Genomic DNA, 17,424 nt, shown 5'->3' with positions numbered 1-17,424 from the left:
GTCAATGCGCCCATCCAGTTCCAGCCGTTGTTAAGCTCACCGTCTAGCTGGAAGCTGGCACGAATGGCTTCGCTGTCACGCGGCGCGAATGGAGCCGGAGCTTCAGCACCCAAGGGGCGACCATACCATCGTACGGGAACGTTAAATGGGCTTCCGCCTTGACCAGGTAATATGGTTGGGAAGGTCAAGTTGGGGTAGGAAGGTGACTGAGGGTTATCCAGCACTTCGTGATGGGTCCAACCCAACTCAGCCATCATGCTTAAGGTATCGCTAAACTCGTGGGTGAGGTTGGCGTATAGTTGGGATTTCTCTTCTTCGTTGACGATGTTGAAGCGAGGGCCGTAAAGGAAAGCGCATTTTTGACCACCGACCGCGGGAACGAATGCGGAGCCCAAAATCCCGCCATTAGCTTCGCAGTTTGCATCAGGGACGGTCTCGAATGCTGAATAGGTGCCCGCATAATCACCTGTTGCTACGGTATCAGGCGCGAACATCAAAAAGCTTCGACCCAAAGTACTAATCGCGTTTTCGGTCGTGTAGGGGCGTTCCGCCGAGCTCAACGAATCCTGCTTGATCATGGTCCCAGCGACGGTTACGCGCGTTGTATCGTTACCAAAGCCCGCCAAAAAGTTAACGTCATATTTACCGGCACCGCCATCAGTGATTTCTTCATAGCCGGTCGAGATTTCAATGCCTTCGACGTCTTTTCGCAAAATGAAGTTGGCTACACCGGCAACAGCATCAGAGCCATACGTTGCGGTCGCGCCTTCTTTTAGAATTTCAACGCGTTCGAGCGCCGCCATTGGGATGGTGCTGGTGTCGACGAATACGCTACCGTCATTTGCTACCGCCGCGGCGATTGTTTGACGTTTGCCGTTCACTAGCACCAAAGTCGAACTTAAACCCAAGCCGCGCAAGTTGATGTTGCTGGTACCTTGCGTTTCGCCCGAGGTAAACGAGTCAGGGTTGTTTTCGGTACCAGAGCTCACCGAGAGCTTGCTGGTTAATTCACCGACATCTACTGCGCCTGAATTGACGATGTAGTCAGAGTTTAGAACTTCAACGGGCGAGGCCTCATCTTCTCCGGTAGATTTAATGTAACTACCTGTGATGACAACTTCCTCGAGTTGTGAATCCTGTTGGGCCAGAGTCGCAGTGGAAATTGCGAGTACAAGAGGCGCCAGGGTGAATTTCGCCAAACGGCGTGAAGGTGTAACTGATCGGTCGATCACTTTAACCATGTGTTGAACTCTCCTTTATTGGTCTTATTGCTCTAGCCTTACCCATTTGACATTAATTATTGGTAATGGCTTACCTTGAGTCTAGGCGACCGCATACGGCTTGTAAACTCAAAGTATGGGAATAATACTCAAAGTTTGAACATTTTTCTTATCAGCAAATTTTGTGTCAAAAAGGCACAGTGTAAGCGAGGAGCGGTTGCCGCAGCCGAGGTCAGTCAGCTGACGTTAAACGTAGGTTTAGTTTCATGATTAGGTTAGCCGTACAGCTTTATTTGCTGCGAGCAAAGTCGTCAAACCCAATACGGTAAAGCCAAACATCCCGACAAGCATCGGCCAGGCTGAATCGACCAAAAACTGCCCAACAAAAGCACTTGCCAAAGCGGAGGTGGTCATCTGAATAAAGCCTAATAACGACGAGCCAGTGCCGGCGATGTGGCCAAAGGGTCTGAGCGCTAAAGCCATAGCATGGGGCTGCACCAAGCCCAAGCTTGCCGAATACAGCACCATGGGGCCAGCTACCCCGCCAATGCTCATGGGCGCAAACCAGTACCCAATGCACATACCTAGGGTGGCCAGCACTGACAGGCAAGCGCCGACTAGCATGATGTGTTTTGAGTCAAATCGGTAGCTGGCCCGAGCAGAGACCGCGTTGCCGATCATGTAGCCACTGACGGTGCCTACAAAAATAAATGCAAGGTACTGCGGTTTTAGACCCATTAATGTAATGAAGACAAAGGGCGCAGAGGGCAAAAAGGTCATGAGCGCACCGTAGTTTAGAGATGCGCCTCCCGAAATCCACAAAAACTGGGAGTGTTTTAGCAATTCAGCATAGTTCGCAAGAATGACTTTTGGTCTGAACGCGTGCTTAACCGGCAGGGTCTCGTCCAGCAGATAAAAAATGAGTAGGCAGTTGATAACGCCGTAAACCGCTAAGGTATAAAAAATGAACGGCCATTCCCACACGAGCAATACAAAACCGCCCGCCAGCGGTGCGATAGCAGGAGCCACGGCCATCATCATAGCAACTAGGGATATTGCACGAGCCGCATCGACGGGCCCATAGATATCTCGCGCGATGGTTCTGGCGAGTGTCGGGCCGACACATCCACCGATGCCTTGCAAGACTCTGAACCCTATCAAAGCTTCGATGCTCTCAGACTGCGCGCAACCCAGCGAGCCTAAAACGTAGAGTCCGAACCCGGCAAGCAACAGGGTTTTTCGGCCATAGCTGTCCGCTAGTGGACCGCTGAGCAGGTGAAACGACGCATATCCCAACAAATAAGCGCTTAAGCTCAGATGCATTTGGGCTACCGAGGCATTCAGTGCTTCGCCCATAATGGTCATGGCTGGCAAATACATGTCGATGCTGAGCGGCGCCACAGCGACAGAAAATGCCAGCAGCGGCAAAAACCACCAAGTCTCGGTTTGGGCTTTTGAATTTGAGGATGTCATGAGGCGCGCACTATATCACGGCGCGGCCGACAGCATTAGCGAGCGCCCGTGTATTTTTTGTGACGTTTGCGGGTCATGAGAGGTTGTTCAAAGGCAGCTGAGTGCGCTGAATGACTTGGCGCAACTGAAAGCTCGAGTGCACACCGGATACGCCGGGAATGCGAGTGAGTCGCCCGAGCAGAAACTGTTCGTAAAACTGCATGTCGGGTACGACCGCTTTGATCAGGTAATCCGCGCTTTGTCCGGTCACGACACTGCACTCAATGACTTCAGGGTAGGTCATGACCTCGGCCTCAAATTGCTCGAACCGTTCGGGGGTGTGCCGGTCCATAGTAATGCCGATGTAAGCGGTGAGTTTCAAGCCCAGCTTGTCACGGTCTAGTAAAGCCACGTAATTTTTGATTAAGCCCGCCTCTTCCAATTGCTTTACCCGTCTCGCGCACGGAGTGGGCGACAAGCCTACTTTGTCTGCAAGCTCAAGGTTTGACCATTGCGCATTGCCTTGTAATAGCTCTAAAAGTTGTTTGTCGATTCGGTCAAGTTTCATGTTCTCTACCTTTAAATGCCTAAGTAGAGATTGTAACTAATTACAAGCGGTTTTATAGAGATTAGATGACTCTAAAACGTGAATTAGTGCGCAATTTGAAGGAAATCACTAGCGCAAATCGCCTAGACTATGAGCAATAGAGGTAACAGCGACCTAAAAGGTCCACCAAGGATTAACGATGTCAGAACGATTTAACTTTAGAAAATACCCTGCGTTTAAACCGGTACAGATGGTTAATCGCACATGGCCCGATAAAACCATCTCCAAAGCGCCTTTGTGGTGCAGTGTGGATCTTCGTGATGGCAACCAAGCCTTGATCGAGCCTATGACACCTCAGCAAAAGCTCGACTTGTGGGATTTGTTGATTAAGGTGGGCTTTAAAGAAATCGAGATCGGTTTTCCCTCGGCCTCGTCATTAGACTACGATTTTTGCCGCAAGTTAATCGATGAGGGGCGTATCCCCGAAGATGTGACTATCCAAGTATTGACACAAGCGCGCCCAGAGTTGATCGCAAAAACTTTCGAGGCCTTGAAAGGTGTGCGTCGTGCAGTGGTGCACTTGTACAACTCGACTTCTACCGTTCAGCGCGACTATGTGTTTGGCTTAGATCGTCAGGGCATCATTAAAATCGCCCAGGAAGGCGCCAAAATGGTCGCCGACGCAGCGGCTCAGTATCCAGATACAGAGTGGGTATTTGAATACTCGCCTGAAAGCTTCACGGGCACCGAGCTTGATTTCGCGGTAGAGGTTGTGGATGCGGTCAACGCCGTTTGGCAGCCTACGCCACAATCGCCAGTTATTGTGAACTTGCCCGCTACGGTAGAGATGAGCACGCCTAACGTATACGCTGACCAAATAGAATGGTTCTGCCAGCACGTGCAAAACCGCGACAGTATTTTGGTCTCGGTCCACACTCATAATGACCGCGGTTGTGCTGTTGCTGCGTCTGAGCTTGCCGTGCTTGCGGGCGCCGATCGGGTAGAGGGCACCCTTTTTGGCAATGGTGAGCGTACCGGTAACATGGATATCCTGACCATGGCCATGAATATGTACAGCCAAGGTGTCGATCCGATGCTCGACTTTGAGCATATGGATGAGATCATTGAAGTCTACAAAAGCGCCACGCACTTACCGGTGCATCCGCGCCACCCTTATGCCGGCGAATTAGTCTTTACAGCGTTTTCTGGCAGTCACCAAGATGCGATCAAAAAGTGTTTGTCGCGCCGCGACGAAGACTCGATTTGGGAAGTGGCCTATCTGCCCATTGATCCGGCCGACATTGGCCGCTCTTACCAAGAGGTTATTCGCATTAACAGCCAGTCCGGTAAAGGCGGTATTGCCTATGTGCTAGAGCAAGAGTACGGCTACCAGCTACCACGTTGGCTCCAGATTGATTTTAGCCCCGTGGTTCAAAAGTTTGCTGAAGAATCTGAGAAAGAAGTCAATCCAACAACGATTAAAGAACTGTTTGTAAGCACCTACTTTCCGCAAGAGCGGCAATATAATTTGGGTGATTACAAGGTAAACCGAACTGATGGGGCAGATAGCTTGTCGGCTGACTTAACAACCAGCACGGGTGCAGTCCACGTAGAAGGTGCGGGCAACGGTGTGGTTGCGGCCTTTGTGAATGCCCTAGAGACCCTGACCGGTTCTAAAATTGTCGTGGTTGAATACAGTGAACATGCGTTGAGCCAAAGCGCAGAGGCCGAAGCGGTATGTTACATACAGCTTAATGTTGATGGCGAGCGCGTCTGTGGTGTCGGGCAAAGTGAGGACATTATACAAGCATCGCTTGACGGTATTTTGCGCGCACTCAGCCGCAGCGCCGTTGCTACCAAAGCCGCCGCGTAGATTCGCATTACAGACATCGCCGAGGTCGGGGTATGAGCGTCAGCTTGCAAGATGTGCAAACAGCTTTGGAGCGGATCAAGAGTTATGTGCACCGAACCCCGCTCGAGCGGCATCAAAGTTTGAATGACCTTAGCGGCGCAGAGCTTTGGTTCAAATCTGAAAACAAGCAAAAATGTGGCGCCTTTAAAGCCAGAGGCGCCCATCATGCTCTGACGCAGTTGACCCCCGAACAGCTTGCGCGCGGTGTCGCCACGCACTCATCAGGTAACCATGGCGCCGCGTTGGCTTTGGCTGCGCGCCGGTTCGGGGCGCAAGCTTTTGTGGTTATGCCCTCGAATGCGCCTGCGCCAAAACGCCAGGCGACTCTGGCGTATGGTGCTACAGTTATCGACTGCGAAGCCACACTGGCAGCACGAGAAGCCGCCCTTAAGGCATGTGTCGAGCGCACGGGCGCGGTATTTGTTCCGCCTTATGATCACCCCGATATCATCGCAGGCCAAGGCACCTTGGCGCTTGAGATGCTCGAACAAAACCCTAACTTAAATGCGATTTTAGTGCCGGTCGGCGGAGGTGGCATGCTGGCGGGTGTCAGTCTGGCGGTAAAAGCCTTGCGACCCGATATCAAGGTCATAGGGGTTGAGCCCTTGGGCGCAGATGACGCGAAACGTTCGTTCCTTACTGGACAGCATGTGCGGCAACATCAGCCTGATACAATCGCAGATGGTTTGCGTACAACCTTAGGAACGCTAAATTTTGCTTTGATTCGCGATTACACGGATGACATTGTCACGGTCACGGATGCGCAAATTATTGCGGCCATGAAGGTGTTTATGGCGCGCGCGAAAGCGTTGGTGGAGCCCTCGGGAATTGTTGGTTTGGCGGCCGTTATGGCTGAACCTAGCCGATTTGCTAAGCAGCAAGTTGGCATTGTCATCTCGGGGGGTAATGTCGACTTAGAACATCCTGTTTGGTTATAGCTATGCACAGAATGGTTCGCTTACTGGTTGTACTCATTATTACCGTGCTGGCAACGAGCGCTTGCAGCCGCACCTCATTCTTCTATCACCGCATACCAACCCTGATTAACTGGGCTGTTGACGACTATCTAACACTGGATAAACAGCAGCAATCTCAGTTTGACGAAGCTTTGAATGAGCTCCTTGATTGGCATCAAACCGAGGAGCTGCCGAAGTACGTCGATTTGCTCGATCGTTTGATTGTGCGGTTGGACTCATCGACCCCGCTCAGAGTGGAAGACATGGCCATCTGGCAAGCAGAAGCTGACACGTATAGCGAGGCACTACAGCTTCAAGCGGTGCGTTCGCTGGCGGGTTTGATACCAAGCCTCTCGGCGGCTCAGCACCAGGAGCTCCGTCAGGCTCTTGATAAAAAGCAAGCCGAACTTGAGAGCAAGTATGTCGACCGTAACGACGAACGTTATCGCCAGGATGCGATCGATAATTTAGAAGATAACCTGTCGGACTATTTAGGTAGGCTAACAAAAACCCAAAAGACCGACATTAACGCGGCCGCACAAAAGATGATTCGTTATGACTCGGTCTGGCTGGCGCGACGCAAAGAGTGGTTTGATGGATTTTACGCGCTTGTCACTAACCCAGGTCTAGACGCTGAGGCAAGCCTGTTGGCGTTTCTCACCCGTTCAGAGCGAGCACCAGCCGCCGAGTATGTGCACAACACCGAGGTGATTATGCGGGCTATGGTGGATGTGCTAAACGCCCGCACTGACAAGCAAAACCGTAAGCTAATCAGCAAGCTGACTAACTTACGTGATGATCTGGCGACTTTGATTGTCGATGAGCCTGAGGCCTAACCGTTGATCTTGCTGAGATCTCGTACGGCGCCTTTGTCTGCGCTGGTCACCATCGACGCGTAAACCTTTAATGCAGTGCTGACCATACGAGGGCGCTCTTGCGCTGGCTGCCAACCGTTGGCTTTGGCGTCCATCGCTGCGCGCCGTTCGGCGATCGTCGCTTCGTCGACACGCAGGTTGATAGAGCGTTCCGGGATATTAATGTCGACGATGTCGCCTGGCTCGATGAGAGCAATGGCTCCACCCGAGGCAGCTTCTGGCGATACGTGGCCAATCGATAGTCCTGAAGTCCCGCCTGAAAACCGCCCATCGGTTAGCAGCGCGCATACCTTACCCAAGCCTTTCGATTTTAAGTAACTGGTTGGATACAGCATTTCTTGCATACCGGGACCGCCGCGAGGTCCCTCGTAGCGAATGACCACAACATCGCCGGCTTTGACTTCGTCGTTTAAGATGGCGTCTACGGCGGCATCCTGTGACTCGCACACAAAGGCTGGACCCGAGAATACCAAGATGCTTTCATCGACGCCGGATGTCTTAACCACACAGCCGTCTTTAGCAATATTGCCTGTCAGTACGGCAAGACCGCCTTCTAATGAGAAGGCACTTTCGATGCGACGGATACAGCCGTTATCACGGTCGGCATCAAGGCTCGTCCAGCGAGTGTCTTGGCTAAATGCAGTTTGAGTGGGAATGCCTGCAGGACCTGCCTTGAAGAAGGTTTTTACCGCCTCGGAGTCGGTCTGCATAATATCCCACTCTGCTAGCGCCTGGGCTAGGCTTGGGCTGTGCACGGTGGCGCATTGATCATGTAATAAGCCTGCGCGCTGCAATTCGCCAAGGATGCCGTAAACGCCCCCGGCGCGATGCACATCTTCCATGTGATACAGCGGCGTATTGGGTGCGACTTTACAGAGCTGGGGTACTCGTCGGGACAGTTCGTCGATGTGCCCCATATTGAAATCGAGCTCGGCTTCTTGTGCCGCCGCCAATAAATGCAGGATGGTATTGGTAGACCCGCCCATGGCGATATCTAGGCTCATGGCGTTTTCAAATGCGGCAAAATTGGCGATATCGCGTGGTAATAAGTCAGCCTCATTGCCCTCGTAGTGGCGCTTGGTAATATCGACAATTAGCCGGCCTGCGCGCAGAAACAATTGTTCTCTATCTGCATGGGTTGCTAACAAAGAGCCGTTACCGGGCAGGCTAAGGCCTAAGGCCTCAGTCAGACAGTTCATAGAGTTGGCGGTAAACATACCCGAGCAAGAGCCGCAGGTGGGGCACGCTGAGCGCTCGTACTCGGCGACTTTTTCGTCGCTTGCCGAGCTGTCAGCGGCGATCACCATGGCATCGACCAGATCGAGCTTGTTCTCCGACAGTTTGGTTTTGCCCGCTTCCATTGGGCCACCCGACACGAACACTACAGGAATATTTAATCGCATGGCAGCGTTTAGCATTCCCGGTGTAATTTTATCGCAGTTGGAAATACACACCATGGCGTCGGCGCAGTGCGCATTAACCATGTATTCGACCGAGTCGGTGATCACGTCGCGAGAGGGCAAGCTGTACAGCATGCCGTCGTGACCCATGGCAATACCATCGTCTACTGCGATCGTATTAAATTCTTTAGCCACACCGCCTGCGGCTTCGATCTCGCGAGCGACTAATTGCCCAAGATCTTTAAGGTGTACGTGTCCGGGTACAAACTGGGTAAAGGAGTTGACCACCGCGATAATGGGCTTCTGGAAATCTTCATCTTTCATACCCGTGGCGCGCCAAAGTGCGCGGGCGCCGGCCATATTGCGGCCTTGGGTACTGGTGCTAGATCGGTAGACAGGCATAGTCAATCCTCATACAGCGAGTGGTTTTACAAAAACTTTGGAATTTCTTTGCAGGTTATAAAGTGCTTGCTTGGGTTGCGGTAGGCTAAAGCGGTCTTGCTCGCGAAAACCCTGCTCGATAAACCAATGCGCCGTCTGTGTTGTCAACACAAACACGCTATCGAGTCTTTGTTTTTGAGCTTCTTTCTCTAGGGCGTCTAACAGTCGCTGGCCGCGATCACTGCCGCGGTAATCAGGGTGACACACAATGCAGGCGACTTCAGCGGTACTGGCATCAGGGTAGACGTAAAGTGCGGCACAGGCAATGACACGACCATCGCGTTCAAGCACCGTGAATTGCGCGATTTCGGTTTCGAGTAACTCACGCGACCGCTTAACCAATACGCCTTCTGCCTCGAGCGGCTGCAACAGCTCTAATATGCCCCCAACGTCATCGATATTGGCTTGTCGGCATTGCTCGAATAAATTTCGGCTGACCAAAGTGCCCGCACCGTCATGGGTGAAAAGTTCGTTCAGTAAGGCGCCTTCTTGTTCAAAGCCGATGATGTGACAGCGTTCTACGCCGCCCGCGCAGGCTCGCTTTGACGCATCTAAAAGTACTCGATATTCCTTGCTGACATCGCAGTCGTCAAGCTCTGATACCGCAAGCTGACGAACGAACTGACTGCCACTATCGTGAATGGCATCGGGTGACATCAGCCAAATCAACTTATCGGCACGGCAGTCAGTCGCAACGCGAACGGCTACGTCTTCAAGCGACAAATTAAAAGACTCTCCGGTGGGCGAGTAACCTAGAGGAGGCAGCAACACTAAGTTGCTATCATTGAGCTGGCGCGTAATGCCGGCCACATCGATACGTCGGACCTTGCCGGTGTGCAAATAATCGGTGCCGTTAAGCACGCCTACGGGTTGTGCCATCACAAAATTGCCCGAGCAAACCCGAACTTTGGCCCCTTGCATGGGAGAGTTTGGTAAGCCCATAGACAGCTTGGCTTCGAGTTCATGGCGCAAACTACCTACGGTGTGTTTAATCAGTTCTAAATCCGGGGAATCGGTAATGCGCAAGTCTTGCTCGAATAAACTCGATCGACCTTCCTTTTGTAGGGTTTGATTAACCTGGGGTCGGGCCCCAAAGGCAATGACAACTCGTACGCCTAAGCTGTTGAGCAGCACCAGATCTTGCAAAATAGTGGTGAGGTGATCGCTTGCCAAACATTCGCCCGACAGCGCCACCACAAAGGTTTTTCCTCTGTGCGCGTTGATGTAGGGTGTGGTGTTTCTAAACCACTGAATGTGCGATTGTGTTGGCATGTGTGCATTATCGTACGAACCGTAGCGTTCGTACAGCATGCTTACAGGCAATAGTGCTTAATGGCGTTGCTTAGCAAGGTAATGCAGGGGTTAATCTGGTCGAACGCTAGGTATTCGTTGGGTTGATGAGCTAAGTCAATCGAGCCTGGGCCCATCACTATGGCTTGTGCGCCCAGCGCTTTAAAAAAACCCGCTTCGGTCGCAAATAAGGCGCTGGCGGCTTTCGCGTCCGTTAGTGATTCTGCTAGGCGGACGAGGGCAGAGTCTGCACCTTCTTCAAAAGGCGGCACTGGATCCATAAGAGGTTCCCAAAGGACGTTCAAACCCGAGAGCTCGCTTTCTTGCTGGCACAGCGATTGGATCCTTGCCGTAATTAAATCGGTTTTTAGGCCAGGAATTATCCGTAAGTCGAACTGGAGCTCGCTGTGCGCGCAAATACGGTTGGGTGAGTCGCCGCCCTGAATATGCCCCAGGTTGAGGGTGGTGTACGGAACTTCAAAGGCCAAGTTTTGCTCGGCCTGCAGCTCTAAGCGCAAGGCCATCAGACCGGTGATTAAGCGATGCATGCCGTCTATGGCATTGTTGCCAAGTGCGGGGTTGGACGAGTGCCCTGAGTGACCGTGTACAACGATACGACTCATGAGCATGCCTTTGTGCATACGAATTGGTTTTAGGTTTGTGGGTTCTCCGATAATTACGCCGTCAGCTTGGTGTATTTGCGACTTCAGCAGAGCTTTGGCGCCGTTCATAGTACTTTCTTCATCGGCTGTGGCAATCAGTGTGAGAGGCGCGCTCAAGCTCGAGCTGTCGAACTGTGTCGCTGCTGCCAAGGCCAGCGGGAAAAAGCCCTTCATATCACTGGTGCCCAAGCCATAAAAGCGTTGGTCTTGCTCATGAACTTGCAGCGGGTTGGTTTGCCAGCGGCCCTCATCGAAAGGCACGGTGTCGCTGTGCCCAGCAAGCACTAAACCGCCAGTGCCAGAGCCCTTGGTTGCAATTAAGTTTGCTTTGCCGGCCTCGGCGTCTACTATCTGAATTTCAGTAGAAAACCCAGCCGCTTGCGCAAAGTCGGCCAGGCGTTCGATGACTGGCAGGTTGCCTTGATCCCAAGAAGGATCGGTAGAGCTGACCGAGGAAGTCGCGATCAGCTCTTTGAGTTGATGGGTAATAAGATGGTGATCAGCACACGCTTTAGCCACCAAACAGCCCTTTGAAGAAGAAAAAGAACACTATAGATAGTAACGCACCGGCGGGTAGAGTGACGATCCAAGAAGCGAAGATCGAGCCCACCACACGCAAATCAATTGCCCCAATGCCGCGCGCCAAACCGACGCCTAATACCGCGCCCACCAAAGTGTGAGTCGTCGAGATAGGAAGGCCTGTCGCTGATGCAAACACCACAGTGGTCGCTGCGCCCAATTCGGCGGCAAAACCACGGCTGGGAGTGAGTTCGGTAATTTTTTTACCGATTGTCTGGATGACGCGCCAGCCATAGGTCGCAAGGCCGATCACAATACCGACTGCACCGGTTAGCAAAATCCACCAAGGCATCGCCGACTTGGTTGCGATTTCACCGCCTGATTGAACGATACCAGCGATTGCAGCCAGTGGGCCCACTGCGTTGGCGACATCGTTAGAGCCATGAGCAAAGGCCATGGAGCATGCGGTGAATACCATTAGCACGGCGAAGATTCGCTCGATATCTGCCGATGTTGCTTCGGCTTGGCTATTTTTGCGGTGAATGCGGTTTAACATTTGTGCTCCGATCAGAGCCACAATAATTCCAATCAACGCGGCGACGGGCAGCGCGTTAGCGAAGCTGCTAGAGAACCCCATGTCCACTTTGATGCCAACGTGTTTCAGGCCTTTGGTCAGGGTCACCATAGCGATCATGAAGCCCACTAGGAACATGTAAAAGGGCACGTATTTTTTGGCGCGGTGAAACGCGTCGTCACGGTCGAGTATCAATGCTCGAACGCTGGTGAACAGCAAGTACGAAATTGTGCCTGCGACCAGCGGTGAGACGACCCAGCTTGCGACAATTGTGCCGATCTTTGGCCACGCTACCGAGTCCATTGAAATGCCGACCGCAGCAAACCCAACGATAGCACCTACAATAGAGTGCGTTGTGGATACCGGCCATCCTTTAATGCTGGCGATCAGTAGCCACGTTCCGGCCGCAAGTAATGCTGACATCATCCCATAGACCAGCAGATGGCTTTGCCCCTCGAAGGCGGCGGGGTCAATGATGCCTTTACGGATGGTATCCGTGACGGCACCACCCGCTAAGTAAGCACCCGCAAACTCGAAAATCATCGCGATCAGTATTGCTTGCGTCAGGGTAATGGCTTTAGAGCCCACGGAGGTGCCCATCGCATTAGCCACATCGTTCGCGCCAATACCCCAGGCCATAAAGAAACCGAAGACGCACGCAATAATCAGCAGCATTGAGCCGTAATTTTGAATAATTTCCACGGAGTTTCCTCTTTTCGTTTGATTTAGGTGCTCGGCACGTGAGCGATGACTGATGGTTGAATTTTACCTGCTGTTATATGACATTATTGTTACAGTGTGACAGGTTTGCAGCGAACTTCTTTCCGCTTTCCCAAAAATTAGCCGCAGTATAGGCAATGCCTTGCGCTGTGTCACACTCAAATAAGATTAGTTTAAAATCGGTGGCTCATTTCAGAGTCAGGGCATAGCATAGAGCTACAGCTCTTTAACGGACTTTTCGATGGACAATACGCTTCACAACTTGCTGACACTCGTGGATCAAAGTTGCGCCGCCAGCGGCAAAGCCCTGCGAGATTTTGAGCTCGAAGCGTGGCGTCAAGCCCTAGCCTGCAGTCCGTATTTGTTGACGACGGTGAGTCAGCATTGGGCGTGGGTCGAGACGGATTTTGCGCGAACTCGTTGGTCAAAACCATTAGTTTGGCAAGACTTGGAAGGGCTATTAGAGGATCTTAAACAACAGGGATTCGACATCGATGCGCAGCTGCGCAAGTTGCGCAACCGCGTTATGATGCGACTGATTTGGCGTGACTTCTCACGCCAATGCAGGGCTCAAGAGACGGTGCAACAAGTCTCGTTGCTAGCCGAATTCTGCATTCACACTGCTGTCGCTTGCGCCGGGCAAGAGTTGCGCGAACGTTTTGGCCAACCGATCGGTGCCGACTCAGGCAATGTGCAGAAATTAGTGACTTTAGCCATGGGCAAGCTCGGCGCTTGCGAGCTCAATCTGTCATCGGATATTGATCTCATCTTTGTTTATCCACAAAGCGGTCAGACTGAGGGCGGTCGCAAAAGTGTCTCTAACCAAGAGTACTTTATTAAAGTCGGGCAGCGCGTCATCACTCTGCTCGATAAGGTCACCGTCGACGGCTTTGTTTTTCGAGTCGATATGCGCCTGAGGCCTTATGGAGACAGTGGGCCCTTGGTCATGAATTTCTCGGCGTTCGAGGCGTACTATCAAGATCAGGGGCGAGATTGGGAGCGCTATGCCATGATCAAGGCGCGCGCTCTAACGGGTGATGCAGCAGATGTTGCCTACTTAGAATCTATGCTTCGTCCTTTTGTGTTTCGCCGCTACGTCGACTTTAGCGTGATTGAATCCCTGCGCGAGATGAAGCGGATGATTTCCGAGCAGGTGATTCGCAAGGGTTTGCAAAACGACGTAAAACTGGGTCCTGGTGGTATTCGCGAGGTCGAGTTCATTGGCCAATGTTTTCAGCTGATTCGCGGCGGTCGCGACGCACCCCTGCGCTGCAGAGGTCTAATGGATGCCCTCAGCGCAAGCGAGCAATTGGGTTGCCTACCCGCTGACGCGGTAAGTGAGCTTCGCGACGCTTACTGGTTTTTGCGTGACTCTGAGCATGCCATTCAGGGCTATCAAGATCGGCAAACACAGCGCTTGCCCGAAGACCCCGACGCTCAAGCAAGTCTGAGCCGAATCATGGGTTTTCAGGCGTTTGAGGATTACCTTGTTGCACTAAACGCGCATCGATCCAGGGTGAGTCGGCATTTTATCGACCTGATTGCACCTGCCAATGAAGAAGATGAGAGCAGCAAGCGGACTTGGTTTTGGGATGATTTAGATCTTGAACAAATTGCTGCGTTGGGTTTCGACGACCCCGCTGCTGTCAGCGCGGCCCTAGAGCGTCTAACGCAATCAGCCATCGTGCGCACTCTGCAGGTAGAGCCTCGACGGCGACTTGACCTTGCTATGCCAAAACTGTTGGAAGCCTGCGCGCGGCAGTCCAACGCATCAGACACAGTGGTGCGCCTTGTCCCAATGGTCGAGGCAGTACTGCGACGCAGCGCTTATTTGCTGCTACTGATTGAAAATCCCGGTGCGCTCAATGAGTTGGTGCGCTTGTGCGCTGCAAGCCCATGGATTGCGAAGCAGTTGTCACTGCGTCCCGCGCTGCTAGATGAGTTGCTTGATCTAGAGCACTTATATCAAGCGCCCGATAAGCACGTATTGGAGCGCGATTTAGCCCTGCAGATGCGCGCCATACCCATGGATGATTTAGAGGCGCAAATGGACGCGCTGCGCTACTTCAAGGCTGCTCAGGTCTTGCGCGTGGCCGCCAGCGAAATCGGTGGTTTTTTACCTTTGATGAAAGTGAGCGATAAGCTGACCTTTATCGCCGAAGTCATTCTGGAATGGACTGTCAACGTGGCGTGGACAGATTTGACCAACAAACACGGCAAACCCTGCCATCTGACCGAAGGCACAGGCTTTTGTGTTGTCGCGTATGGCAAGCTCGGCGGTTTAGAGCTTAACTACTCGTCCGATTTAGATTTGGTGTTTTTGTACGACGCGCCCGCTCAGGGCATGACCGATGGCGACAAGCCCATCGATTGCGCGAGGTTCTATACTCGCTTGGGTCAGCGCGTTATTCATATGCTCGAAACTCGTATGAGCTTGGGGGTGCTGTACGAGGTGGATATGCGTCTGCGTCCCTCGGGTAACTCGGGTTTATTAGTATCGTCTTTTGCGGCCTTCGAACGTTATCAATTAGAAGAGGCTTGGACATGGGAACATCAAGCTCTAAGCCGGGCTCGCGCTGTCGCAGGCGACTTGAGTCTTGCTCACGCCTTTCAAGCAATACGTTTGACCGTGATGGGGCAGGCGCGGGACAAAGTTGCTCTTGCGGACGAAGTGCAGTCTATGCGCCAAAAAATGCGCGAAAATTTAGATACTGACATAAAAGGTGACACCTTTAATCTGAAACATGGATTTGGAGGTATCGTTGACATCGAATTTATGGTGCAATACGCGCTCTTAGCGCTGTCGGCAAAACACCCATCACTGGCGAAATACACCGATAACATTCGCCAACTTGAAGCACTGGCGAGCTCGGGTCTGATAAGCGCGGAAACAGCAAACACATTGAGCCAAGCGTACTTGGCGTATCGCTCCGCCACCCATGAGTGTGCTCTGCAAGAAGAGCCAGCCAAAGTGTCGGGTGCGAAGTGGGATAAGCATAGACAGGCAGTCGGCCTAATATGGGGCGATTGGTTTAACAGCAAACGTTGGGAGTAAACAATGGATTTCTCGGAGCGCGAGGGTGTTATCTGGTTGGACGGTGAGCTAAGACCGTGGAAAGACGCCAAAGTACACGTGCTGACGCATACTTTACATTACGGTTTGGGTGTATTCGAAGGCGTACGCGCCTACCACACGCAAGAGCGTGGAACCTGCATCTTTAAACTCAAAGAACACACCAAGCGCCTATTCAATTCGGCAAAAATCTTGATGATGGATATGCCATTCGATCAAGACACGATCAACGAGGCGCAGCGCCTGGTTGTTCGTGAAAACGGCTTGCCCGAAGCTTACCTGCGCCCAATGTGCTTTTTGGGATCAGAAGGCATGGGCCTACGCGCTGACAAGTTAGCGACGCACGTCATGGTCGCCGCTTGGGATTGGCCCTCTTATATGGATCCCGAAGCCCGCAACCGCGGTATTAAAGTCAGAACGTCATCGTATACGCGTCACCACGTCAACATTGCCATGTGTAAAGCCAAAGCAAACGGGCAGTACATCAACTCGATGTTAGCCTTGCGCGAGGCTATTGAAAGCGGCGCCGAGGAGGCTTTATTGCTGGACAATGAGGGCTACGTGGCAGAGGGTAGCGGCGAAAACTTCTTTATGGTGAAAAACGGTGTTTTATACACCCCAGAGTTAACCTCTTGCCTGGACGGTATTACCCGCGCCACAGTGATCGAGCTGGCTAATGAGCTAGGTATTACGGTGCGCGAGAAGCGCATTACCCGCGACGAAGTCTACATCTGCGATGAGGCCTTCTTTACAGGAACCGCGGCGGAAGTGGTACCCATTCGTGAGCTCGACGGCCGAGCAGTTGGTGAAGGCAGCCGTGGTCCCATTACCGAGCAATTGCAAGCCATGTATTTCGATTCGGTGCGCGGTAAGCGCAGCCAAAACCCACAGTGGTTAACTGAAGTCGCGTAATAAGCGGAGGTGGCTATGCATGCAGGCGCACTAGAGCAGAGTTTTGAAGATGGTATTTTCTGGCGACATTGGCCTGTCGCAGAAGCTCAGCGTGTGGTGGTTCTGGTACATGGCTTGGGTGAACACAGCGGTCGCTACGAAGAGCTGGCTGAGTTTTTTAATGCTCGCGCAACGGCGGTCGTGGCGCTGGACCATAAAGGACACGGGTTATCGCCAGGCGTGCGTTGTCATATCGATAAATTCACTGACTTTTTAGAGCCCTTGGCCCGTTTGTGCACGGAAGCCGAGCAGCTCTACCCGAATGTACCCAAGGTCTTGTTGGGTCATAGTTTGGGTGGTCTCATTGCGGCTGCGTTTCTGCTGGAACATCAAAACTTGTTTCAATCGGCAGTATTGTCTGGGCCGGCTCTGGGTATTGACCCTGCACCACCCATTTGGCAGCAAAAGATCACGCAGGTCATTTCCACTCTGCTACCTAAGCTTGGCGTCATGCAGCTTGATGCTGGGCAAATCTCTCGTTCAGCTGATGTGGTGGCTGCGTATCAAGCTGACCCTCTGGTACACAACGGTAAAATTAGCGCCCGCTTGGTAACAGAATTGTTCGCAACGCTTAACTTGGTCAATGAAAACGCCGCGAAAATTACTTTGCCCATAAAGATTTTTCATGGCGAGTCAGATGTCATGACTTCGCCAAAGTTATCGCAAGCGTTTATCGGCAAAGTGGGCTCCACGATGGCTGAGTATCAAGGGTATGTGGGGCTGTACCACGAAATTTTCAACGAGCCCGAGCGTGCTCAAGTCATGCAGGACGTGCAAACGTTTATCGAGCAAGCCGCAGCGGCTTAATACTTGTACTGGCGGTACTGGAGAA

General features: G+C 52.3%; 13 protein-coding genes. 6 read left to right on the top strand and 7 right to left on the bottom strand.

Annotation, left to right across the window (positions count from 1 at the left end; translation table 11 throughout):
• From ACTF5Z_RS01030 to ACTF5Z_RS01020, 3 genes are all read right to left on the bottom strand, one after another.
• Positions 1-1,241, bottom strand: a 1,241-nt coding sequence (locus tag ACTF5Z_RS01030) for a TonB-dependent receptor plug domain-containing protein (protein ID WP_438984161.1), incomplete at its 3' end; no start/stop codon positions are given.
• Positions 1,242-1,490: 249 nt separating this feature from the next.
• Entirely contained in the window at positions 1,491-2,693 is a 1,203-nt protein-coding gene (locus tag ACTF5Z_RS01025) for a multidrug effflux MFS transporter (protein ID WP_423849721.1), read from the bottom strand.
• A 73-nt stretch (positions 2,694-2,766) separates the two neighbouring features.
• Complete coding sequence (locus ACTF5Z_RS01020) at positions 2,767-3,240, bottom strand: Lrp/AsnC family transcriptional regulator (protein WP_009574583.1); 474 nt, start codon at positions 3,238-3,240, stop codon at positions 2,767-2,769.
• Positions 3,241-3,418: 178 nt separating this feature from the next.
• On the opposite strand from ACTF5Z_RS01020, the gene leuA reads away from it, so the two are divergent.
• The 3 genes from leuA to ACTF5Z_RS01005 are packed head-to-tail and all read left to right on the top strand — an operon-like array spanning position 3,419 to position 6,923.
• Positions 3,419-5,092, top strand: a complete 1,674-nt coding sequence (leuA, locus tag ACTF5Z_RS01015) for a 2-isopropylmalate synthase (RefSeq protein WP_438984160.1) — start codon at positions 3,419-3,421, stop codon at positions 5,090-5,092.
• Between the two features lie 32 nt (positions 5,093-5,124).
• Positions 5,125-6,069 (top strand): threonine ammonia-lyase, encoded by a 945-nt coding sequence (locus ACTF5Z_RS01010; protein WP_438984159.1) that lies wholly within the window; start codon positions 5,125-5,127, stop codon positions 6,067-6,069.
• Between the two features lie 2 nt (positions 6,070-6,071).
• Entirely contained in the window at positions 6,072-6,923 is an 852-nt protein-coding gene (locus ACTF5Z_RS01005) for a DUF6279 family lipoprotein (protein WP_438984158.1), read from the top strand.
• On the opposite strand, the gene ilvD is transcribed toward ACTF5Z_RS01005, so the two are convergent.
• From ilvD to ACTF5Z_RS00985, 4 genes are read right to left on the bottom strand one after another with little or no spacing between them, the layout of a single operon-like run.
• Positions 6,920-8,764 (bottom strand): dihydroxy-acid dehydratase, encoded by a 1,845-nt coding sequence (gene ilvD / locus ACTF5Z_RS01000; protein ID WP_438984157.1) that lies wholly within the window; start codon positions 8,762-8,764, stop codon positions 6,920-6,922. The genes ACTF5Z_RS01005 and ilvD overlap by 4 nt on opposite strands.
• A gap of 9 nt (positions 8,765-8,773) precedes the next feature.
• A complete protein-coding gene (argA, locus tag ACTF5Z_RS00995; RefSeq protein WP_438984156.1) occupies positions 8,774-10,075 on the bottom strand; it encodes an amino-acid N-acetyltransferase in 1,302 nt (433 codons plus the stop codon).
• 41 nt (positions 10,076-10,116) lie between these two features.
• Positions 10,117-11,274, bottom strand: a complete 1,158-nt coding sequence (gene argE / locus ACTF5Z_RS00990) for an acetylornithine deacetylase (protein ID WP_438984155.1) — start codon at positions 11,272-11,274, stop codon at positions 10,117-10,119.
• Positions 11,267-12,550 (bottom strand): inorganic phosphate transporter, encoded by a 1,284-nt coding sequence (locus ACTF5Z_RS00985; RefSeq protein WP_438984154.1) that lies wholly within the window; start codon positions 12,548-12,550, stop codon positions 11,267-11,269. The genes argE and ACTF5Z_RS00985 overlap by 8 nt, the downstream gene beginning before the upstream one ends.
• A 259-nt stretch (positions 12,551-12,809) precedes the next feature.
• Here ACTF5Z_RS00985 and glnE point away from each other — a divergent pair, with 259 nt between their 5' ends.
• Genes glnE through ACTF5Z_RS00970 form a run of 3 tightly spaced genes read left to right on the top strand, consistent with a single transcriptional unit; the run spans position 12,810 to position 17,399 of the window.
• Positions 12,810-15,623 carry a bifunctional [glutamate--ammonia ligase]-adenylyl-L-tyrosine phosphorylase/[glutamate--ammonia-ligase] adenylyltransferase gene (glnE, locus tag ACTF5Z_RS00980; RefSeq protein ID WP_438984153.1) on the top strand — a complete coding sequence of 938 codons (2,814 nt, stop codon included), beginning with the start codon at positions 12,810-12,812 and terminating at the stop codon, positions 15,621-15,623.
• Between the two features lie 3 nt (positions 15,624-15,626).
• On the top strand, positions 15,627-16,553 hold the full coding sequence (locus ACTF5Z_RS00975) for a branched-chain amino acid transaminase (RefSeq protein WP_438984152.1): 927 nt from the start codon (positions 15,627-15,629) through the stop codon (positions 16,551-16,553).
• A gap of 15 nt (positions 16,554-16,568) precedes the next feature.
• Positions 16,569-17,399, top strand: a complete 831-nt coding sequence (locus tag ACTF5Z_RS00970; protein ID WP_438984151.1) for an alpha/beta hydrolase — start codon at positions 16,569-16,571, stop codon at positions 17,397-17,399.
• The last annotated feature ends 25 nt before the right edge of the window (positions 17,400-17,424 follow it).

The sequence above is a fragment of the Aequoribacter sp. genome (assembly GCF_965659035.1).
Taxonomy (GTDB): Bacteria; Pseudomonadota; Gammaproteobacteria; order Pseudomonadales; family Halieaceae; genus Aequoribacter.
This window is presented reverse-complemented; position numbering and strand designations above follow the sequence as displayed.